The organism is Streptomyces sp. V3I7 (assembly GCF_030817495.1).
GTDB lineage: Bacteria > Actinomycetota > Actinomycetes > Streptomycetales > Streptomycetaceae > Streptomyces.
The window spans coordinates 642,481-662,859 of the sequence record NZ_JAUSZK010000001.1 but is presented as its reverse complement, the minus strand read 5'-3'; the positions used below and the strand labels follow the sequence as shown (position 1 = coordinate 662,859).

Annotated in this window: 18 protein-coding genes, 2 pseudogenes and 1 CRISPR repeat array; of the genes and pseudogenes, 14 read left to right on the top strand and 6 right to left on the bottom strand. The window is 67.0% G+C overall.

Annotation, left to right across the window (positions count from 1 at the left end):
• Window positions 1–24 precede the first annotated feature (24 nt).
• The 6 genes from QFZ74_RS03170 to wecB all read left to right on the top strand — a co-directional run bounded on the left by QFZ74_RS03170 (window position 25) and on the right by wecB (window position 7,234).
• Window positions 25–1,737, top strand: a complete 1,713-nt coding sequence (locus QFZ74_RS03170; RefSeq protein ID WP_307619241.1) for a polysaccharide biosynthesis tyrosine autokinase — start codon at window positions 25–27, stop codon at window positions 1,735–1,737.
• A complete protein-coding gene (locus QFZ74_RS03165; protein WP_307619240.1) occupies window positions 1,734–2,282 on the top strand; it encodes a low molecular weight phosphatase family protein in 549 nt (182 codons plus the stop codon). The genes QFZ74_RS03170 and QFZ74_RS03165 overlap by 4 nt, the downstream gene beginning before the upstream one ends.
• An 842-nt stretch (window positions 2,283–3,124) precedes the next feature.
• Window positions 3,125–4,222 (top strand): DegT/DnrJ/EryC1/StrS aminotransferase family protein, encoded by a 1,098-nt coding sequence (locus QFZ74_RS03160; protein ID WP_307619239.1) that lies wholly within the window; start codon window positions 3,125–3,127, stop codon window positions 4,220–4,222.
• Window positions 4,223–4,263: 41 nt separating this feature from the next.
• Window positions 4,264–5,256 carry a Gfo/Idh/MocA family oxidoreductase gene (locus QFZ74_RS03155; RefSeq protein ID WP_373462464.1) on the top strand — a complete coding sequence of 331 codons (993 nt, stop codon included), beginning with the start codon at window positions 4,264–4,266 and terminating at the stop codon, window positions 5,254–5,256.
• Between the two features lie 227 nt (window positions 5,257–5,483).
• Complete coding sequence (locus QFZ74_RS03150) at window positions 5,484–6,137, top strand: acyltransferase (RefSeq protein WP_307624031.1); 654 nt, start codon at window positions 5,484–5,486, stop codon at window positions 6,135–6,137.
• On the top strand, window positions 6,134–7,234 hold the full coding sequence (gene wecB / locus QFZ74_RS03145; RefSeq protein WP_307619237.1) for a non-hydrolyzing UDP-N-acetylglucosamine 2-epimerase: 1,101 nt from the start codon (window positions 6,134–6,136) through the stop codon (window positions 7,232–7,234). Before QFZ74_RS03150 ends, wecB begins: the two co-directional genes overlap by 4 nt.
• Here the strand turns inward: wecB and QFZ74_RS03140 are convergent.
• On the bottom strand, window positions 7,222–8,529 hold the full coding sequence (locus tag QFZ74_RS03140) for a nucleotide sugar dehydrogenase (RefSeq protein WP_307619236.1): 1,308 nt from the start codon (window positions 8,527–8,529) through the stop codon (window positions 7,222–7,224). The genes wecB and QFZ74_RS03140 overlap by 13 nt on opposite strands.
• A gap of 147 nt (window positions 8,530–8,676) precedes the next feature.
• On the opposite strand from QFZ74_RS03140, the gene QFZ74_RS03135 reads away from it, so the two are divergent.
• Window positions 8,677–9,195 (top strand): transposase, encoded by a 519-nt coding sequence (locus tag QFZ74_RS03135; protein ID WP_307619235.1) that lies wholly within the window; start codon window positions 8,677–8,679, stop codon window positions 9,193–9,195.
• Window positions 9,196–9,241: 46 nt separating this feature from the next.
• Window positions 9,242–9,493 (top strand): annotated as a pseudogene (locus QFZ74_RS03130) (ATP-binding protein); the annotation flags it as partial.
• A 278-nt stretch (window positions 9,494–9,771) separates the two neighbouring features.
• On the opposite strand, the gene QFZ74_RS03125 reads toward QFZ74_RS03130, so the two are convergent.
• Window positions 9,772–10,476 carry a hypothetical protein gene (locus QFZ74_RS03125; protein ID WP_307619234.1) on the bottom strand — a complete coding sequence of 235 codons (705 nt, stop codon included), beginning with the start codon at window positions 10,474–10,476 and terminating at the stop codon, window positions 9,772–9,774.
• A gap of 29 nt (window positions 10,477–10,505) precedes the next feature.
• Window positions 10,506–10,779: direct repeats of the CRISPR family, unit length 29 nt; unit sequence CGAGCAACCCCCGCGGGCGCGGGGACGAC.
• Window position 10,780: 1 nt separating this feature from the next.
• On the opposite strand from QFZ74_RS03125, the pseudogene istB reads away from it, so the two are divergent.
• Window positions 10,781–11,428: pseudogene (gene istB / locus QFZ74_RS03120) on the top strand (IS21-like element helper ATPase IstB); the annotation flags it as partial.
• Window positions 11,429–11,547: 119 nt separating this feature from the next.
• On the opposite strand, the gene QFZ74_RS03115 reads toward istB, so the two are convergent.
• Together QFZ74_RS03115 and QFZ74_RS03110 are read right to left on the bottom strand one after the other, a co-directional pair.
• Window positions 11,548–11,739: a hypothetical protein gene (locus QFZ74_RS03115; RefSeq protein WP_307619233.1), complete on the bottom strand. Its 192-nt coding sequence runs from the start codon at window positions 11,737–11,739 to the stop codon at window positions 11,548–11,550.
• A 164-nt stretch (window positions 11,740–11,903) separates the two neighbouring features.
• Window positions 11,904–12,173, bottom strand: coding sequence for a YrhB domain-containing protein (locus QFZ74_RS03110; protein ID WP_307619232.1), 270 nt, complete (start codon window positions 12,171–12,173; stop codon window positions 11,904–11,906).
• A 61-nt stretch (window positions 12,174–12,234) separates the two neighbouring features.
• Here QFZ74_RS03110 and QFZ74_RS03105 point away from each other — a divergent pair, with 61 nt between their 5' ends.
• Both QFZ74_RS03105 and QFZ74_RS03100 read left to right on the top strand, forming a co-directional pair.
• Window positions 12,235–13,005, top strand: a complete 771-nt coding sequence (locus tag QFZ74_RS03105; protein WP_307619231.1) for a transposase — start codon at window positions 12,235–12,237, stop codon at window positions 13,003–13,005.
• Window positions 13,006–13,639: 634 nt separating this feature from the next.
• Window positions 13,640–13,837, top strand: a complete 198-nt coding sequence (locus QFZ74_RS03100; RefSeq protein ID WP_307619230.1) for an AlpA family transcriptional regulator — start codon at window positions 13,640–13,642, stop codon at window positions 13,835–13,837.
• Between the two features lie 601 nt (window positions 13,838–14,438).
• Here the strand turns inward: QFZ74_RS03100 and QFZ74_RS03095 are convergent.
• A complete protein-coding gene (locus tag QFZ74_RS03095) occupies window positions 14,439–15,188 on the bottom strand; it encodes a transposase family protein (protein ID WP_307618715.1) in 750 nt (249 codons plus the stop codon).
• A gap of 234 nt (window positions 15,189–15,422) precedes the next feature.
• Between QFZ74_RS03095 and QFZ74_RS03090 the strand changes: the two genes are divergently transcribed.
• The 3 genes from QFZ74_RS03090 (at window position 15,423) to QFZ74_RS03080 (ending at window position 18,188) form a co-directional block, all read left to right on the top strand.
• Window positions 15,423–16,172, top strand: coding sequence for a transposase family protein (locus tag QFZ74_RS03090; protein WP_307619229.1), 750 nt, complete (start codon window positions 15,423–15,425; stop codon window positions 16,170–16,172).
• Between the two features lie 29 nt (window positions 16,173–16,201).
• Window positions 16,202–16,975 carry a hypothetical protein gene (locus QFZ74_RS03085; protein WP_307619228.1) on the top strand — a complete coding sequence of 258 codons (774 nt, stop codon included), beginning with the start codon at window positions 16,202–16,204 and terminating at the stop codon, window positions 16,973–16,975.
• Window positions 16,976–17,699: 724 nt separating this feature from the next.
• Entirely contained in the window at window positions 17,700–18,188 is a 489-nt protein-coding gene (locus QFZ74_RS03080) for a GNAT family N-acetyltransferase (RefSeq protein ID WP_307619227.1), read from the top strand.
• An 849-nt stretch (window positions 18,189–19,037) separates the two neighbouring features.
• Here QFZ74_RS03080 and QFZ74_RS03075 read toward each other — a convergent pair.
• Window positions 19,038–19,790 carry a hypothetical protein gene (locus tag QFZ74_RS03075; RefSeq protein ID WP_307619226.1) on the bottom strand — a complete coding sequence of 251 codons (753 nt, stop codon included), beginning with the start codon at window positions 19,788–19,790 and terminating at the stop codon, window positions 19,038–19,040.
• Window positions 19,791–20,379 lie beyond the last annotated feature (589 nt).

Here is a 20,379-nt window from a genome sequence, read left to right as displayed (position 1 = left end):
GTGTAGACACCAAAACCTGGATACATGGATCAAATAGAACATAACGACGTACATTGGCCTGATGGCGCAAGAAGTCATCGGTTTGGTCTAGTCCCGGCTCACACGGCGTGCGTCGCGAGGGTCGCCCGGGGGGTGGCACAGGGGGTGGCTCCCCCGCCCGAAGAGTCCGAGTCCCTATGGTCGACTTCGTCCATAGGGAACAGAAAGCCTCAATTCGGGTGGTTCCCTCAGTCCCGTGAGGGGTGCAGCAGCTTGGATCTCCAAGGATTCCTGAAGGCTCTTGCCAGGCGATGGCCGACGGTCGTGGTCTGTCTGGTTCTCGCGGTCGGGGCGGCGCTCGCCGTGACAAGCGTGAGCACCCCCGTCTACGAGGCGAGGACGCAGCTCTTCGTTGCCACCCGCACCGGTGAGAACACCATCGATCTGAACGAGGGGCAGACGTTCTCACAGGCGCGCGTGCAGTCGTACGCCGAGATCGTGACGACCCGCCAGATCACCGCTCCCGTGGTGAAACAGCTGCGGCTGCGCACCACCCCGGAGGAGCTGGCGTCCCGGATCGCCGCCGACGTTCCGCTCAAGACCGTGCTCATCGACATCACCGTCCGGGACACCGCGCCCAGGCGCGCGGCGCGCATCGCCAACGCCGTCGCAAAGCGGTTCAGTTTGGTCGTCGAGCAGTTGGAGACCCCCAAGCGGCCGGTCCCCTCGACACTGCCTGAGGCGCGTGACAAGACCGAGGATGCCGCGCCTGTACCACCGGTCTCCCCCGTCTCCCTGGGCGTCACCGAGGAAGCCGTCGCCCCGACCTCTCCTACATCGCCCCGCCCATTGCCGAACCTGGCCGCGGGTGTGGTCGGCGGCCTGCTGTTCGCTGCCGGGCTGGTCGCCCTCCGCGAGACGCTCGACACCACGTTCAAGACGAGCGAGGCACTGGGCGCGTTCCTCGCTCTGCCCGGCCTCGGCACCATCCCGTACGACAGGAACGCCCCAAGGCAGCCGCTGGTCAGTGCCGACGGGCACTCCAAGCGAGCCGAGGCGTTCCGCAAGCTGCGCACCAACCTGCAGTTCTCGCAGGTCGACGATCCGCCGCGGATCATCGTGGTGACGAGCTCGGTGCCCGGTGAGGGCAAGACGAGCATCGCGATGAACCTCGCCCGCTCCCTCGCCGAGACCGGCGTCTCCACCTGCCTTGTGGACGGCGACCTGCGTCGCCCGTGCGTGGCGCCGGCTTTCGGCCTCATCCAGGACGGGGGCCTGACCACGGTGCTCATCGGACAAGCCCGTATTGAGGATGTGATGCAGCAGGTCGACGGCGGGCTCTCGGTGCTCGCCAGCGGTGCTGTGCCGCCGAACCCCGCGGAACTGCTCGCCTCGGCGCGTATGAAAGAGGTGCTGCGCGAGCTCGCGGACATGTACGACATCGTGATCGTCGACACCGCGCCGCTGCTGCCGGTCGCGGACACCGTGGGGCTCGCCTCTTTCTCCCAGGGTGCGCTGCTCGTCGTACGGGCCGGGAGGACCAACCGGGACCAGGTGCGCACCGCCGCGGAATCGCTGGAGCGCGTGGGCGCTCGTGTGCTCGGCACCGTGTTCAGCATGGCTCCGGTTCCCAAGGGCGGCTGTTACGGCCGTTACGGCGCCTACGGGCAGTACGGCGAGCTGCCAGCTCCGCGTACGTCGGCCACGCCGGAGGGGACGGCCGCCTCCGCGGTGACGCGTCCCACGGACGGGAAATGACTCGGATCCTGTTCGTCTGCACGGGCAACGTGCACCGCTCGGTGCTCGCCGAGCGCCTGCTGGCGGCGAAGCTGCCGCCGGGCTCGGCCCTGCGGCCGGAGAGCGCCGGCACGGAGGCGTGGCACCGTTTCCGTATGGAGGACACCACCCGGGCGGTCCTGGAGGAGCTGGGCGGTGACGGCTCCGGATTCGTCTCCCGCCCGCTCACCGCACAGCTCATGGCGGGCGCCCCGCTGGTCCTCGGGCTCGCGCGCGAGCACCGCGAGGCGGCCGTGCGCCTCGCGCCGGCGGCGATGCGGCACTGCTTCACCCTGAAGGAGTTCGTGCGGCTCGCGGATGGGGGAGCCGCGGGGGGTGGTGGGGGCGGATTCGAGGCCGTGGTGGCAGCGGCTGCCACCCGCCGCGGTGCCGCGGCCCCAGTTCCGCCGGCCGAGGACGACATCCCGGACCCCTGGAGCAGGCCCCGTGAGGAGCTGTACGAGTGTGCCCTGGAGATCGACAGGGCGGTGAGCGGGCTGTTCCGGCTGTGGGCGATGCGTCATTAGTACTGCAGCTGTCATTGGCGTGACGGGTGGTCGGGCTGCTCGTGGACTGAGCATGGGCGGGATGAGGGGCGGGCGTTGACCGACCGGGAGTTGTACCTCCCCCCCCTGGTTCGCGGATCCGGCCCGCCGGGCGACGCGAGGATCGGCGACGACGTCACCTTCCGCACCAAGCCCCGCGCTGGCCCGCGCGATGCCGGGGCGAGCGGTTGCCGCGAAGCCGCCGTTTCGCCGGGTGACCGGCGACGAGGTCCACGGCCGGCACCCGGTGCTGCGCGGATGGCCGGCCGAGCAGCGCCCGAGCTGCGTGCCGGCGATCTCCTGCAAGCATCGATGCGGGCCGCGGGCAGAACGCCCGCACCGTCTCGGCGATCCTGCCGGAACGTGCGGGGGGAGATCCGATCCGCCGGCGCAGCGAGGGGACGACGCACAAGCAAGCCGTCCTCGCTCCGGCCCGACGCCGCCTCGACGCCCTATGGGCCCTGGTCCGCGGCCAACGGGCCTTTACCGCCGATCCGCCCGCACGCCGCCACGCAGCAGTCTGACCTCACCACAGAACGCCAACTCAAGCCTTCAAACCGCATTGGGAAGCACTGCGTGAGGCCGCCGAATCTTTGATTGACGATCACGAAAAGGCGGTGAAAATCGGCACCGCGCCCAAGGCGCGCACTTACCATGATGGCGCCGATTATGGCGCGCGTACTCGATGCGTTCCTGAATTAAGCGACGCGCATCGCTCCTGATCGTCCATAAGGGTGGATATGTGACGCGCAGGAAAACCAGGTGGGGTGAGCAGAAGTTGAACGTAGGTCGACTCTCTTTCGCCCCCCGAACGGAGAAGTCCAATGACCCGCTCCCTTCCATCGATCCCGGCGGCCAGACCCGTGATCGGTGAAGCCGAGATCGCTGCGGCCGTACGCGTTCTGCGTAGTGGCCGTGTCGTCCAGGGCCCAGAAGTGGCCGCGTTCGAAGACGAGTTCTCCAAGTTGGTCGCCGGACGCGCCTGCGTAGCGGTCAACGCCGGCACCTCCGCCCTGCAGCTGAGCCTCATGGCCCTGGGCATCGGACCGGGAGACGAGGTCGTGGTGCCCTCGTTCTCGTTCGCGGCGACCGCCAACGCAGTACGTCTGGTAGGCGCCGATCCCGTCTTCGCCGACATCACGCCCGGCACCTACTGCCTCGACCCGCTCGCCGCATCAGCGATGATCGGTCCGCGCACCGCCGCCCTCGTGCCGGTGCATCTGTACGGGCACCCCGCGCCCATGGATCAGCTGATGGAGCTTGCCGCACGCCATGGGCTCGCCGTAGTGGAGGACGCCTGCCAGGCGCACGGAGCCACGCTGCACGGACGCCCCGTCGGCAGCTTCGGTGAGGCAGGATGCTTCAGCTTCTATCCGACGAAGAACATGCACGCTCTCGAGGGCGGCATGGTTTCGACCGGCGATCCGCACCTCGCCCGCACACTTCGGCTTTTGCGGAACCAGGGCATGGAGCAGCGGTACGAGAACGAGATCGTCGGGGCCAACATGCGGATGACCGACGTCGCGGCGGCCGTCGGCCGTGAGCAGCTGAAGCAGCTACCGGCCTGGACGGAGCAGCGGAGGGCCAACGCCAAGGTGCTCGACTCCCGCATCGAGGGGCTGTCTGTTCCGCACGAGGCGGACGGCGCGCGGCACGTCTACCACCAGTACACGGTCCGCGTCCCGGGCGGTCTTCGGGATTCCGTGCAGCAGGACCTGGCGCGACAGGGCATCGGCAGCACGGTGTACTACCCGACCCCGATCCACCGACTCAGGCCCTATCAGGACCAGGGCAGGCCGTCCCTGCCCGAGACCGACCGGGCAGCTGCCGAGGTTCTGTCCCTCCCGGTTCACCCGACCCTGGGGCAGGCCGAGCTGGAGCGGATCGCACAGGCCGTGAGCGATGCCAGAGGAGTACGGTGAGTCGGCGTACCCTGCGGGCCGGGCTCATCGGACTTGGAGCCATGGGGCACAACCACGCCCGGGTGCTGTCGTCGCTTGACGGTGTCGAGCTGGTGGGCGTCATGGACCCGGCAGGCGATTCCACGGGTGCCGGCCGGAGCACCCCCGTCGTCGCCACCCTGGCTGAGCTGCTCGCGCTTGCACTCGACTACGCGGTGGTCGCCTGTCCCACGGCGTTGCACGAGGAGGTCGGTCTGGTCTTGGCCGAGAACGGCGTGCCCGCGCTGATCGAGAAGCCGCTCGCCCACTCAGCGACGGCCGCGCAACGACTGGTCGACGCTTTCGGCAGAGCAGGACTGGTCGCCGGTGTCGGACACATCGAGCGGTTCAACCCGGCACTGCAGAGCCTGCGTTCCCGCCTCGAGGCGGGAGAACTCGGGGAGGTCTTCCAAGTCGTCACGCGCCGCCAGGGACCCTTCCCACACCGCATCGCCGACGTCGGGGTCGTCAAGGACCTGGCAACCCACGACATCGACCTCACCAGTTGGGTCACCGGCCACCACTACGTCTCGGTCTCGGCGCGCACGGTGTCCAAGAGCGGCCGCCCCCATGAGGACATGGTCTCCGTGGTCGGCGACCTCAGCGACGGCACCCTGGTCAGCCATCTCGTCAACTGGCTCAGTCCCCACAAGGAGCGCTACACGGCGGTGACCGGCGAGCGTGGCTGCCTCGTCGCCGACACTCTCACGGCAGACCTGACCTTCCATGCCAACGCAGCGGTGGCCACCGAATGGGAGGCCCTGCGCGCCTTCCGCGGCGTAGCCGAAGGCGACATGGTCCGCTACGCCATCCCCAAGCGCGAGCCGCTCCTCGTCGAGCACGAGCGGTTCCGTGATGCCGTGGAGGGCAAGGCAACGGACATCATCACCCTTGATCAGGGGCTGAGGACGGTCGAGGTGGCGGAGGCGGTCCTCGACTCGGCACGGAGGAAGGTGTCCGTGAGCCTGCGACGCCCGCGCACGCCGGCCCTGTCGATGGTCACCCAGCGGTCGTGACGAGCACCTGCCGAGCGCCAGGAACCAGCCCGTTCGGCGAGCCGGTCACCCGATGCAGGAAGTCCAGTGGACAGGCGCGAAGCCTCTGGTGGAGACGGTTCGCTTGGTCGAGAACCCATCTACCAGGGGATTCGTTCGCTTGTCAGGCCAACTGGCCACTCTGCGAGCCGAGTTGGCAAGGGATCAGAGAGCCGTACCCGGAGCGGCCTGTGCTCGTTGCTCAGCACATGAACCAAAGCGGGAAGGCGGCGTTTCCGCAGGTGCGGATCGCACCGGGTGCGCAGGTCGACGAGTCAGCCGTACTGGGCCCTGGTACCACCGTGTGGGAACTGGCGCAGATCCGCGAGGAGGCCGTACTCGGCTGTGACTGCGTCGTGGGCCGGGGTGTCTACGTGGGACCTGGGGTGAAGATCGGTCACAGGGTCAAGATTCAGAACCATGCGCTGGTGTATGAGCCTGCCGAGCTGGCTGACGGCGTCTTCGTCGGGCCTGCGGTCGTCCTCACGAACGACCGCAGTCCTCGCGCCGTCGAGGCGGACGGACGTCTGAAACGCGCCGGTGACTGGGAGGCGGTCGGCGTCCGGGTCGCTGAGGGCGCGTCACTCGGCGCGCGCTCAGTGTGTGTGGCTCCGGTCAGCATCGGCCGCTGGGCGATGGTCGCCGCCGGGGCCGTCGTCACCAAGGACGTGCCGGATTTCGCCCTCGTCGCCGGTGTCCCTGCCCATCAGATCGGATGGGTGGGACGAGCCGGCGAGCGTCTGCGCGCACTGCCGGACCGGGCCGGATTCCGGGAGTGCCCGATCAATGGGATTCTCTACGCGGAGAAAGACGGAATTCTGACGGAGCTTCCAGCTCAATACCGAGAAAAGTCGAGCCCGTGAAGGTCATGAGCGTAGTGGGGGCACGCCCCCAATTCGTCAAGCTTGCCGCAGTCGCCGCAGCGTTCGGCGACACGGAGCACCATCATACGATCGTCCACACCGGCCAGCACTACGACGCCGATCTGTCCGACGTCTTCTTCACCGGCCTCTCCATCCCTGAGCCCCACGTGCACCTGGGCATGGGCTCAGGCACCCACGGCGTGCAGACCGGTACCATTTTGGCGGCCCTCGATCCCGTCATCGCCGCCGCACACCCCGAATGGGTGCTGGTTTACGGAGACACCAACTCAACTCTTGCCGGTGCCCTTTCCGCGGCCAAACAGCACATCCCCGTCGCCCACCTGGAAGCGGGCCTGCGCTCCTTCAACCGGCGGATGCCCGAGGAGCACAACCGCGTCCTCACCGACCACGCTGCCGATCTGCTGCTCGCACCCACCCAGGAGGCGGTGCGCCACCTGGCAGCCGAGGGCCTGGCCGACCGTGCGGTCCTGACAGGGGACGTCATGGTGGATGTTTGCCTGCGCATCAGGGACAAGGTGCTGAGGGACAAAGCCACCGCCGGGCCTCCGGCCTTCCTCGACGCCCAGGAGCCCTACCTCTTCGCCACATTGCACCGGGCCGAGAACACGGATCATCCCGATCGCCTGGCGGCTCTCGTAGACGCCCTGGCCAGTCTGTCAGTTCCCGTCGCCTTGGCCGCCCATCCCCGGCTGCTCGCACGTGCCGAGGACTTCGGCATCAAACTCGACCGCGGCTCTCTCCATATCAGCCGCCCCCTTCCCTACGCCGAGCTGATCCGCACGGTGCTCGGCTCGCGCGGCGTGATCACAGACTCGGGAGGACTCCAGAAAGAGGCGTTCCTTCTGGAACGCGTCTGCACGACACTCCGTACGGAGACGGAATGGCCTGAAACGCTCCGGGGCGGCTGGAACACACTTGTGCCGGATCCTCGTGAACTGGGCTCCCAGGCATGGCCCGACACTGTCCTGCGCCCTGCGCCCAAGAGCGCACGCGGCATGCCGTATGGCGACGGCAAAGCACCACTCCGTGTGGTGCGGGCGCTGGAAGATCACGTGCGCGAATCTCAGGCCCGCTGAGCTGTCTGCGACGGCGCACCAAGCACGATCACCTCGGCCCCGGCCCATCGATCGGGGTCAGTGATCCGCCGCCCGTCGACCACGACGCGCACCTCCGGGAACTGATCGGAGCCGAGCTCCCGGTACTCGCCGTGGTCGGCTTGGATGACGGCGGCGGTGACTGTCTGGCCGCTGTACGGCGGCAGGCCGAGTGCGCTCAGCTCATCGGCCCTGTACAGCGGGTCGGACACGTACGGCTCGGCGCCCCGCGACCGCAGCGCCTCGACGACGGGGAACACTCCGGAGAACGCGGTCTCCCTGACGCCGCCCCGATAGGCCGCGCCCAATACCAGCACGCCTGCGCCGGTCAGGTCGCCGTACACCTCCGCAAGCCGCCGTACCGCGTACTCGGGCATCGAGGCATTGGTCGCCCGGGCCTCTCGTACGACCGTCGCGTCCGAGTCGTTCCACAGGTACATCCGCGGATAGACGGGAATGCAATGACCGCCTACGGCGATGCCGGGCCGGTGGATATGGCTGTAGGGCTGCGAGTTGCAGGCGTCGATCACCCGGTCCACGTCGATGCCGATGCGGTCCGCGAACCGTGCGAACTGGTTCGCCAGCCCGATGTTCACGTCGCGGTAGGTCGTCTCGGCCAGCTTCGCGAACTCCGCGGCCTCTGCCGAGCCGAGGTCCCAGACACCGTTGGGGCGAGGCAGCTCGTCGCGTACGTCGAAGTCGAGGAGGGACTCGTAGAACTCGACACCTCGGCGCGCGGAGGCCGCGTCGATGCCGCCGAGCAGCTTGGGGTAGCGGCGCAGGTCGGCGAATACCCGCCCGGTCAGCACCCGTTCGGGGCTGAAGACGAGAGCGAAGTCCCGGCCCGCGGTCAGTCCGCTGCCCTGCTCGAGCATGGGCGCCCAGCGCCCTCGCGTGGTACCGACGGGCAGCGTCGTCTCGTACGACACGAGTGTGCCGGGCCGCAGCCCGCGTGCCACAGCCTGCGTCGCTGTATCCATCCAGCCGAAGTCGGGGATGCCCCGGGCGTCGACGTATACCGGAACGACCAGGACTACCGCCTCGGCCTGCGTGACCGCCGAGGTCGTGTCGGTGGTGGCCAGCAGCCGCCCCTCCGCGACGACGCCCTTCAGCCTCTCAGGGAGTCCGGCCTCGCCGGGGAACGGCTCAACGCCCTCATTGACCAGATGCACGACGCGTTCGTCCACGTCGGCGCCGATGACGTGGTGGCCTTTTGCAGCGAATTGGACAGCCAGTGGCAGGCCGATCTTTCCGAGCGCCACTACACAGATCTGCACGGCTACTTTCCTCCGATGGCAACAAGCTGCGCAGGCGACCGCAAAGAGCCGACACGCATTTACAGCGGTTTTCGCACTGCGCACCCTATCTCTGCAGTTTCATTTCAGTGAGCCGACACAAAGGGGCGCACCATCGTCTGACAGTCGGTGGACGCCTCCGAGACCGTCGGCGAGGACAGTCGCGGATACGACGGCCGCAAGTCACGTGACGGACGCAAGCGCCACATCCTGACCGACACCGAGGGCCTGCTCCTGGAAGTGACCGTGACCACGGCCGACGTCCACGACTCCAAGGCCGCCCCCGCGCTGCTGGAGACGTTCATGGACCAGCCGGGCCGGCTGCTGAAACTGGTGTGGGTCGACAGCGCCTACCAAGGTCCGGCGCTGGCGAAAGCGTTCGCCAGCCACGGAGTCCGGACCGAGGTCGTGCGCCGATCCGACGGACAACGCGGCTTTGTCGTACTTGCCCTCAGGTGGGTCGTGGAGCGAACGCTGAGCTGGCTCTCCCGCTCACGCCGCCTCAACCGCGACCACGAACGCCGCCCCGACCACCACCAGCAGATGGTGTGGTGGGCAGCCACGATCAGATCGTCCCGGCGCCTGGCCGCAGACGCTCCGCGCTGGCCGGAGAAGCGCCCCGGCCGACGGCCCCGGGCGCGGGCATGAACCGTCCGTTCTTCTCCCGCAGCAGCCAGCCCCGCTTCTCCAGCACATAGGCACGCTCCCCGCCGGCGAGGACGCAGCCGAAGCCTTCTACCGCATCGTCGATGCCGCGTACGAACGCCGCTCCATCGCCGTGACCAGCAATATTCATCCGTCTGGATTCGACACAATCATGCCTAAGACCCTCGCCACGGCGACCGTCGACCGCCTCCTCCACCACGCTCACCTCGTGGTCACCAAGGGGGACTCCCACCGACTCTCCCAGGCCCTCGCCGGCCAGGGCGTCGTCCCCCTGAGCTGACCCCACCCCAGGAACACCACTGGCCATCAGCCTGGAATTCTGATGGCCACGAGCCGGGAGAATCCCCGGCCGCCCACCTGGGCATCCTGATGGCCGTTGACACGCCGGTGTCCACGTCACCCGGCCTGAGACCCGCCTGACCATCGGCTGGTGAAACCCGGACGGCGATGGGCGCCAGCTGTGCGTCCTCGGGCAGACAAGTAGATCCCCGGAGCAAGGCAGGGGGCGGCTGGCCGACATTCTTCAGCCGGGCGGCCGCCCCCGGCCTGCGATTGTGCTCAGATGCACGATCCGTACGGTGCACTCGCTTTCGAACTGTTCGACAGAGCGCGGACATTCGACGGCTCGGCCAAGGCATCGCGAAGCCGCTCGATCTCCATCCGCTGGGCGGCGATCTGCGAGAGAGCCCGCTCCCTGAAGTCAGTGAGTCCATCGATCTGCGTGTCACGCGCGGCGAGGCGCTCCTTCAGTCCGGAGACCTGTTCTTTGAGGCGCTCGATCTGAGCGGCCCGCGGATCCGGAATCACACCGGTTGCCCGGAGCTCGGCCAGCCGTCGCTCGAACTCCTCCGCCAGGTGTTGGTAGGGACCTGGCCGCGGCGAGCCGTTGCGGTGTTTCTTGGGATAGAAGCCGGTGCGGGCGACCCCGGCTTGGGCCGCGAGGGTCTTGATGTCGCACTTGCTGCCTCCGGGAACGTCACCAGCAAGAAGCCGGTCCATGACGTGCCGAATGGCCGCCTCGTTGTCCCGTCGGGTCTCGTCGCTGATGCGGGCTACGTCATGCCCCCGTTCCGGAGTTGACGTCAATCTCGGACAACACCCGTTATCATCGCGGGCGAGTTCCGCGCACAGCCGGACCTTCTCCGTCCGCTGCGCGCGCCCGATGGTGGCGATGAAGACCTTCTTGCTCTCCGCGCTGGCTGCCCAGACCGGGCGGTGCCCGGCATGGTGGGTGGCTTGAGGGCAACGCGCCGAATCGCACATACCGATCAGGGGTTCCGTCGCCCCACGGGCGTGGGCCCCCGCGAGGCGCGGGGACGACACCAATCCTGAGTCCGTGGAAAGTCGAGGGATCGAGCAACCCCCGCGGGCGCGGGGACGACATGGCCCTTGACCCGGTCAAGGGCGGTCACATCGAGCAACCTCCGCGGGCGCGGGGACGACGGCCACTACGGCCGCACGCCGCGGATCCCGCCCGAGCAACCCCCGCGGGCGCGGGGACGACGCTCGGCACCCTCGTGCTCCCGCGCATCATCTCCGAGCAACCCCCGCGGGCGCGGGGACGACCTTCCTCGCCGAGCTGCTGATGACCGAGTGCGACGACCGGGCCCGCCGCCGGTCGGAACGACGGATCAAGGCGGCGGGCTTCCCGCGGGAGAAATCGCTTCGCGCCTTCGACTTCGATGCCAACCCGAACATCGACGCGGCCACCGTCCATACCCTCGCCAGCTGTGAATGGATCAAGAAGAGCCAGCCGCTCTGCCTGATCGGCGACTCCGGCACCGGCAAGTCCCACATGCTCATCGCGCTGGGCACCGAGGCCGCTATGAAGGGCTACCGCGTCCGCTACACGCTCGCCACGAAGCTGGTGAACGAGCTGGTCGAGGCCGCCGACGAGAAGCAGCTGAACAAGACCATCGCCCGCTACGGACGTGTCGATCTTCTCTGCATCGACGAGCTCGGCTACATGGAACTCGACCGCCGCGGCGCCGAACTCCTCTTCCAGGTGCTGACCGAACGCGAGGAGAAGAACAGCGTCGCCAACGCCTCCAACGAGTCCTTCGGCGGCTGGACCAAGACCTTTACCGACCCACGGCTCTGCGCGGCCATCGTCGACCGCCTCACCTTCAACGGCACCATCATCGAGACCGGCACCGACTCCTACCGCCTCGCCAGCACCCGGGCCCGGGCAGAAGAGCCCGCCAAGGCCAGCTGACTCCTGCGGGTCTTGGCTCGACGGCCCGGCGCCCTCACCGGCGCTGGGCCGACCCCCGCGCTGACGTCACTTCTCGGATCCTGGCTCAGCTTCTGCAGCAGCTGTGTCCCAGGCTCAGTTCAAGCGGCGGACTTGGCGGCCATCACCATCCGCCAGGTCTTGCGGCCACCGACGCCTGCGGCCGTCAACGCCATGGCCGTAAAGAAGACAACGAAAATCGAGCTCTTGCAGTTGGCAGCGGTTGCCGCCATCAACACACAGACCACCCAGTCAACCCAGGTCCGCTTCAACACCGTCATCAACCAGCTCATCATCCCCTCCTGCCGGGATGATAGGTCACGCTCAAGCCGCAGCCGCCGACGCCTGTTGGTCGGTCAGCCTGGCGGCACATCACAGAGGCTGCAGCAGAGCTATATCTCGTGAACATTCCCGAAGAGCTGTCCCGTAAGTGTGGTCGCGGACAGCCACAGCCTCGTCAGGTGCTCGGGTTCCTCCACAGATGTCGCTCGTCCAGGGTCCCGAATCGCACATCTCCACGTTCCAGGTCGACGAGGATGGGCCAGCAGTCCAACAGCTGCTGTCTCGCATCGCGGGAGGCCAGGTACTGCACGGAGTTGTAGGGCACGATCAGGAGCCCATTGCTCTCGCGGACCCGCTCTGCGTCGATGGCAAGGGGCGGCTCGTCATCGCGCTGGCTACGCGCGAGAAACGCCACCGCGAGCTGCAGGGCTTCGTCCTGCTCCATCATCCGTCTCCAGTCCGTCGGCTCGACGAAGCACCCTAAACCGTCCTGGGATGATCTCCGTGTGGCTGGTGTGATCACGGCGTCGGAGCCGTCCTGGATAGCCCCGTTCTCCGGGCTGAGTCCGCGTGCTTTCGGGAAGCTGGTGGCGGCTCTGCGGCGCGAGGGTGCGGATGCCGTTCGCAAGGGCCGGCCGTGGAGCCTTCCGCTGGAGGATCGGGCGCTGCTGGTCGCGGCGTACTGGCGCACGAACTTGACGATGCGGCAGCTCGCCCCGCTGTTCGGGGTGTCCAAGTCGGCGGCGGACCGGATCATCGACCATCTGGGGCCGATGCTGGCGCTCCAGCCCCGCAAGCGGTTCGCCAAGGACACCGTGCTCATCGTGGACGGCACCCTGGTGCCCACCCGCGACCACACCATTGCCCAGCGGTCGAAGAACTACCGGTACTCCACCAACCACCAGGTCGTCATCGACGCCGACACCCGCCTGGTCGTCGTAGTCGGCCGACCGCTCGCCGGAAACCGCAACGACTGCAAGGCGTGGGAGGAGTCCGGCGCCAAGGCCGCCGTCGGCAGGACTCTCACGATCGCCGACGGCGGCTATCCGGGCACCGGACTCGTCATCCCGCACCGCCGCGATCGCGGCCAGGCCAAACTCCCGGCCTGGAAAGAGGAACACAACAAGTCCCACAAGCAGGTCCGCGCCCGCGTCGAGCACGTCTTCGCCCGTATGAAGACCTGGAAGATCCTCCGCGACTGCCGCCTCAAAGGCGACGGCGTCCACCACGCCATGCTCGGCATCGCCCGCATGCACAACCTCACCCTTGCCGGATAGACCGGCGGGCCCCAGGGCGGCCAAGCATGTCCGAGCGACCCGAAGATCATTTACGGGGCAGCTTTTAGTTTTAGTGGCGATGCGCCTGCCTTGGCGAACGGAATGCGTAGGCCGCTGGATAGCCAGACTTGGCCAGGCTTGTTTTCTGCTACACCACTGTTTTTCGTGGCCCCTTGCCGGGAAAGCCGGGCATTCGCCCACGGCAGACGAAAAAGACCCTGGAAAAGCTGGCCCCCCGCAGTTCTATGTCAACGTGCAACACCCCTGTACGGCGTGGTCGGTCCGGTCCGCCCCTGCCCCGATCAGGAGCTCTCTCTGTACATGCATGCCACCTGTCTGTCCACCTGCTCTCGTCGCCTCTCCGTTTGCGACGTACTGAACGCGTGGACCTGCGGACGGCGAGCGCAACATAGACGACGATCGCCGGTTAGCCAAACCGGCGATCGTCGCGACCATTGAGGTGTTCGCACTCGGCTGCGCTTGGCGGTGGAGCCGTGGCGGACGCAGTTGGTGAGGTCGCACGCATCCGCGAGGAGGTAACGGAGCGACTGCTGCCACCGGCTGCTATGCCAACTGTGCATCTATACGCCTGAGCTCAGGCGTGAAGCCGTTCCTGATGCGAAGGTGATATTACATGGCCCGTCCGTCGGCGCTGAAGCTAGCCGAAGTTTTGGCGGAGATCCGTATGAGTCCGTCAGCGTTCTACCGAATGCGCGCTCGCGGGGAGGCACCCCGCATGATCAAGTTGCCCAATGGTGAACTCCGGTGCCGTCGCGCTGACCTGGATGCCTGGTGGGACATGTGCGAGAGGGATTCTGATACTTGGCGATGAGTTACAACGTCCGCTTCTGGGACATACGCGAGCGCCCCAATCGACGCAAGCCGTTTATGGTCCGGTGGACGGTCGGTGGGCGTGAAAAATCAGAGTCGTTCATGACCTTCGGGCTTGCCGACAGTAGGCGTTCAAAGCTGATGACGGCGGCGCGCGACGGTGAGGCATTCGATGTGCACACAGGTTTGCCGGCGTCCGAATTGCGAGCCATCAAGCAGCGGACGACGTGGTACGACCTCGCCCACGAATACCTCGACCAACGGTGGGACCGCACGCCAGGCAACACCCGCCGTACGCTGGCCGACGCATTCGCCACCATCACGCCTGCCTTGGTGAACCCGGGCGTAACCTATCCGGAGCCGCGGGCGCTTCGGCGCGCCTTGTACTCGTGGGCATTCAACAAAAACGCATGGGCCCAGGAGCCGACCGAGGAGTGGCAGAAGGCCCTGGACTGGATGAAGCGGAACTCGTTGCCCGTCAGCGCTGTCGCGGAAGCGGACGTGCTGCGACGGGTACTGGACGCCCTATGTCGCAAGCTGGATGGCAAGGCAGCTGCGGCCAAGACAGCACGGCGCAAACGGGCTGCGTTCAATGAGCTTCTTCAGCGTTGCCGCTCCAGCGTGAGGATGGCCTTGGCGATTGACGTCATGCGGTTGGGGCTGCACCGGGACCTGCGGAAGATCCGCCAGGACTTCAGCCTCGCGACGCCGCGTTCGACGGGCGCTCGCGCTGCGGCCAGTGCCTGGTTGCGGGACTTTTCGGTGGGGGTGAGTTCCTGCAGGGGCCTGCGTTTGATGCCGGTGGTCAGCCATGGGCCGGCGCCCTGGTAGGCGAGATCGGCCAGGATGGGAACGCCTTGGCGTTCGCAGATCCGGATGATCCGGTGGGTGCGGGCGGCAGTCAGGTCATGGGTGCGGCCCGGCAGGGCGGGCGAGAGCCACAGCAACTGGCCGCCGGGGTCGGTGACGACCTGCACGTTCACGCCGTGGCGCCGGTGTTTGTGGGAGTAGTCGGCCCGGCCGTCGCCGACCCGGTCGCACTCGGCGAGGGTGCCGTCAAGCAGGACGAACTCGGGTTCGTGCTCGCGCAGCGTCTTCAGGAGGCCTGGTGCACGTTCGGCGAGCAGGTCGATGACCGCGCTGGTGTAGGCGTGGGCGGTGGACTCGCTGATCCCGAACCCGGCGGCGATCTTCGCAAGAGTGGTGTGCTCGCGCAGGTACACCAGTGCCACCATCGCGCGCTGGGACGGACGAAGCTTGCAGCGCCGGTCGCCCTCACGGGTGATGATCAGCATGGTGACCCACTCCACGAGTGCATGCGGCAGGTCGAGTGCGGCAGCATGGATGACCAACGAGGCCCCCGAGCAACGTGATTGAGACGTCAGACATCTCGATCAACAGCCCGGGGGCCTCGCTCGTTGCGCTACACGGCCCATCACCCGATCGGTGGCCAACTCGAAGAGGCTCAATGAGCGTTTTCAGCGCGACCACCGATCGGGTGATGGCCTCGGTGCGCGCAACGCACAGGGCTCCTGTGCCGTTGGGCGAGGTGTTCGACGTCTCAACCTGCCGGTCCAGGAGCCCTGTTGGTTCCCTATCCTGCCGCACTCGACCTGCCTCATGCGCTGGTCGAGTGGGTCACGATGCTCATCGTCACCCGTGAGGGTGACCGCCGCTGCAAACTCCCGCCGCACCAGCGTGCCCTCGTCGCTCTTGCCTACCTGCGCAAGCACGACACCCTCGCCCAGATCGCCGCGGGCTTCGGTATATCCGTGGGCACCGCCCACGCCTACACCACCGCAGTCGTGCGGCTTCTGGCCAACCGAGCACCGGGCCTGCTCAAGTCCCTGCGCGAGTACGACCCCGACTACGTGCTGCTGGACGGCACCCTCAGCGAGTGCGACCGCCTGGGCGACGGCCGGGCCGACTACTCACACAAACACCGACGTCACGGCGTGAACCTACAGGTCGTCACCGATCCCGAAGGCCGGCTGCTGTGGATCTCACCGGCCCTGCCGGGCCGGACCCACGACCTGACCGCCGCCCGCACCCATCGCATCATCCGGATCTGCGAACGCCAGGGCGTCCCGATCGTGGCCGATCGCGCCTACATCGGCGCAGGCCCCTGGGTCACCACCGCGATCCGCCGCCCGCCCAGCGGAGAATTGTCACCGACCCAGCTGACGCTGAACCGCGCGCTCGCCCACGCTCGCGCTCCCGTCGAACGAGGCGTCGCCCGTTTGAAGTCCTGGCAGATCTTCCGCAGAAGCCGCTGCAGCCCGAACCGCATGAGCGTCATCGCCAAAGCCGTCCTCACCCTGGAGAGGCAACGCTGAAAAAGCTCAATGAAGTAGTCAACTCTGCAGTGGAGAAAGGTTACTTCGCGGAGAACCCGCTGAACGGGCTCAGATGGAACGCTCCGGCAGTCAACGAGGAGGTGGACCCGGCTGCCGTCCCCAATCCGGCTCAGGTCGCCCGGCTGCTCGCGGCCGTCGCTCAGCAGCGTGGGCGCGGCCCTCACCTGGAGGCGTTCTTCGGCTGCATGTACTACGCGGCGATGAGGCCGGCGGAGGTGATTCACCTCCGACTCGAACAGTGTCATCTGCCTGAGACCGGCTGGGGGCTGCTCAAACTGTCGGGCGGCGTCGTGACCGCAGGTAAGGGGTGGACGGACGACGGCGCGGTGCACGAGGTGCACTCACTCAAGCGCCGCGCGGCTACCGCGACACGGCCTGTGCCCATCCCGCCGCAGTTTGTGCGCATCCTGCGTGCGCACATCGAGCGGTTCGGTGTGATGCCGGACGGCCGGCTGTTCCGGAATCAGGCAGGCAACTATGTGGACGCAGCGGCCTATGGCGCGACGTGGGCGCGGGCACGGAAGCACGTCCTGACCCGCACGGAACTCACCTCTGGGCTGGCCAAGCGGCCCTATGATCTCCGCCACGCAGGGATCTCGTTCTGGCTGTACTCCGGTGTGGACCCAGCCGAATGTGCTCGCCGCGCGGGCCAGAGCATCGAGGTCCTCTTTCGTCACTACGCCAAGTTCCTGGATGGTGTCCGGGATCAGGCCAATCGCCTCATCGAGCAGTCCATGCAGGAGTGGGACCGCGTCAGTCAGGGAGGGGCGCCTGCGGGGTGAGTCGGGATTTTGGTCCGTGACTGGTCCGGAAGAGCTGGTCAGGAGCGGGATAGGAGTGGGAGAAACTGGGAGCTATGCCGTAAACGAGCCCCTGTGTTGAGCGGGCCGAGCGGAAGGCGCCTGACGTGCAAAACCCCAGGTCAGGCGCCTTCTCTAGTGCCCCTAGAAGAAGCCGAGCTTCTTCGGGGAGTACGAGACGAGGAGGTTCTTCGTCTGCTGGTGGTACAGCGCTTACGAGCCCCTGAACTGCGGTGATGGCGTAAGAGAGGGCCTTTGTGAATCGGTTGGTCCGCGTATGGTCCGGATCTTTCCTGCCCCGTGGCTTTGTGAGCGCGGGAGGACTGAGGGCAGTCTGGAAGGGCGACGCCTTCATGGGAGACGCCAGCGTGTGAGGTACCGCATGGCACATGTCGTAGAAGCCGTCCAGGGGCGTCCGGCTGGTTCAGTGGGGGCGCGTATGTTCAGGTAAGGGCCTTGTACAAGGGAAGCGTCTATGGGGTCTGTGATTCCTGTGTGACATGGCGAGGCCGGTCAGAAGCCGTTCCGGCGGGGGCCGCCCGCGCGGAGTTGGGAGATGCCGAAGCCGCACCGGAGCGCTCCGGTGCGGCTTCGGTGTGAGGTCGGTTGCGCTCGCACGAGTGGTTCCTGGGAGTGGTGCAGGAACGCCTGCCGGAGCAGCCGACCCGCCGCAGAAAGTCACTCTCCGCTGCGAGATACTCTTCCGATGAGTTCACGCACTTCGCCGATCAGCCAGCCGATCACGATACGGAGGGCCGTCGCGCGGGATGCCAAACGGCTCACGCGGCTGGTGCGTGGCTCAGGCGCCTACGAGGGTAAGTACGCGGCCGCAGTCGCGGGCTACCGGGTTGGTCCTGATTACATCGAGGCTCACCGCACCTTCGTCGCCGTGGGCGCCGACGAGCATGGGAGCCGGGTGCTCGGATTCTACTCGCTCGTCCTCGCGCCACCGGAGCTCGACCTGTTGTTCGTCGCCGACGAAGCGCAACGACGGGGTATTGGACGACGGCTCGTCGCGCACATGCGGTCCGAGGCACGCGCCGCCGGGCTCGACCGTGTCAAGGTCGTGTCGCATGCTCCCGCCGAGGGCTTCTACCACCGTGCCGGTGCAATACGGACCGGGACCGCGCTCGCGAACCCGCCCGCCGTGCCGTGGGACCGTCCCGAATTCGAGTTCCGCATTCCTTCGGAATGACGCGGTGCCGGCCACCCCGAAGGGTGACCGCCACCTCGCGGATTTTCGCGGCACGCTATCCGCACGCGCCGTTGCGGCCCTCGGCCACCTCGAAAGGCGATCGCCACATTCCCGTGCACAGGTCGATAACCCGGGCCTTACCGTTGCGGTCCTCTGCCGCGCCGAAGGACGACCGCCACCGCACACACCCGTCCTCATGCGTGGCCCGCACGGAGTTGCGATCCTTGATCACTCTGGAGGATGACCGCCGAACCGGATCAGGGCACCGAACAGGTAGCCATCTACTTGGTTGCCCTCCTCGGCCGCATCCAAGGGTGACCGCCATCCAGTTGAGGAGGAGGGGGGTGAGGGTGGTAGCTCCCAGGTTGCGATCCTCTGCCGCCTCGAAGGGTGACCGCCACTGCTTCCAGGACCAACCTGTACAACGTCCTGGACCTGTTGCGATCCTCGGCCGCCCCGGAGGGCGACTGTCATTTTCGGGCCAGACGTACACAATGCAGATTCGGGTGCGGTTGCGATCCCTCTCGCGGACCATGGACGCCGCGGAACACCCCCGCGCCTGCGGGGAGGACATGCTGAAACAGCAAGACTGAGGCCCGGCGGATGGAACACCCCCGCGCCTGCGGGGAGGACTCAGCGACAGCGGCCGGCACGTCAGTCTCCACCTTGCCGAGCAGGACCAGCAGGCCCTCATTGTCGACCTCAGCCACCGACTGCAGGCCCCTGAGCTCGAAGCCCGGGTGCTGACGGAACTGGGCAGTCTGGGCGTGGCCACACGAAGCCACGCCGGAGGGCCGCCAGATGTGGGCTGTCCTGGACCTCGCTCGGTAGCCTCCCACCAGCCCGCAGCTACTCGGGGTGCCCGTCCTCATCGGTGTCGTCAGGCTTCGGATTCCAGGCAGCCCACGCCCGCTTGGAGCACAAGTACGTACCGACGATGGCACCCGAAACGGTTGCCGTGTCCTCGGTCAACTCCTTGAAAGCCTCGCTGGTCACCATCGCCTGAAGGAGCAGCAACAGCACGAGCGCTGCGATGGCGCCAGCGAAGATGCGCTGCTGGTCCTCCCAACTCCGCCCCCGTTCGGACGCGGCGAACCTGCGGGCGGACTCTTCGAAGGCGACCAGAGCCTCGTCGGGCGCGTCCACCGTGTCGTCAGGGATTGCATCCAGGTCCCTGAGTCTTTCCGGTAGCCCTGGGAACGCCCCGAGACTTGCGTACAGATCACCGAGATGTCGGCCAGACAACCCCGAGCCCGCGAATACCACTTCCGCGAGCTGGCTCGTTACGGACTGCGGAATGAGCCCCGTCAGATACGAGTGCGGCATCGTGGTCCGGACGGCTTCTGCTAGCCAGGCTGGTGGCCCCGGATTCACCACGGCCGGGAGAACCTGCTGAAGTAGGCGTGCTGTGGTGGGCCCGAGCGCGGTGGCCAGGGGGGTGGATCCTGCTGTGCCGACCCCTGCAACCGCAGCGAGTTCGCCGATGGTCAGGCGACGCTCGGCAGCGGGTATCTCGTCGTCGCTGAGCGGCTGAAACGCGGGCGATGCATCTTCGCTGTCAGCATCTCTGGGGTGGTTGTTCCGGCCGTCCTGGTTGGCCATGGCGTCCCCCTGATTTGGATGTGGTGGCTGAGCATATGTGCGCCTGCGAGGCGCAGAGGTCCCTTCTCGTCGCCTCGTTCAAGTAGCCTGCGCGATGGTGCCCCGCCTGCTTCCTTCAGGCGGGGCACCGTTTCGGGTGGGGCTACTTCTTGTCGTCGCGAATGTTCTGAGCTGCGGCACGGAACAGGTTCGCCAGTTCCGTAGGTTCGTGGTCGTTCGCCCAACCCGTCACCGTGGCATGGGCGCGCCGAATCGTCTCGGTCAGATAGAGCAGAGAGCGCGGTCGATCAGTCGAGCGGTGGCAACGAGCGCCATTTCCCACGCCAGGACGTGCTCAGGGCTTACGACCACGGCGTAGTCGGATGGATTAGTGGTCCCGTAGACGGATCGACAGAGGGCGGAACACCCCGACGCCTGCGGGGAGGACGAAGCCGACGGAAACCCGCTCCTGGCGAACTGGGTGTCGTGTTCACTGGCTTTGCTGGGAGACCTATCGGTCAATCGCATGGGAAGGTGAGCGTCTCTGGAGTGATCTACAGGTCCTGGGTCTTCCGCCTCACATATGGCTATCCGTGCAGGTGAGGTGCTA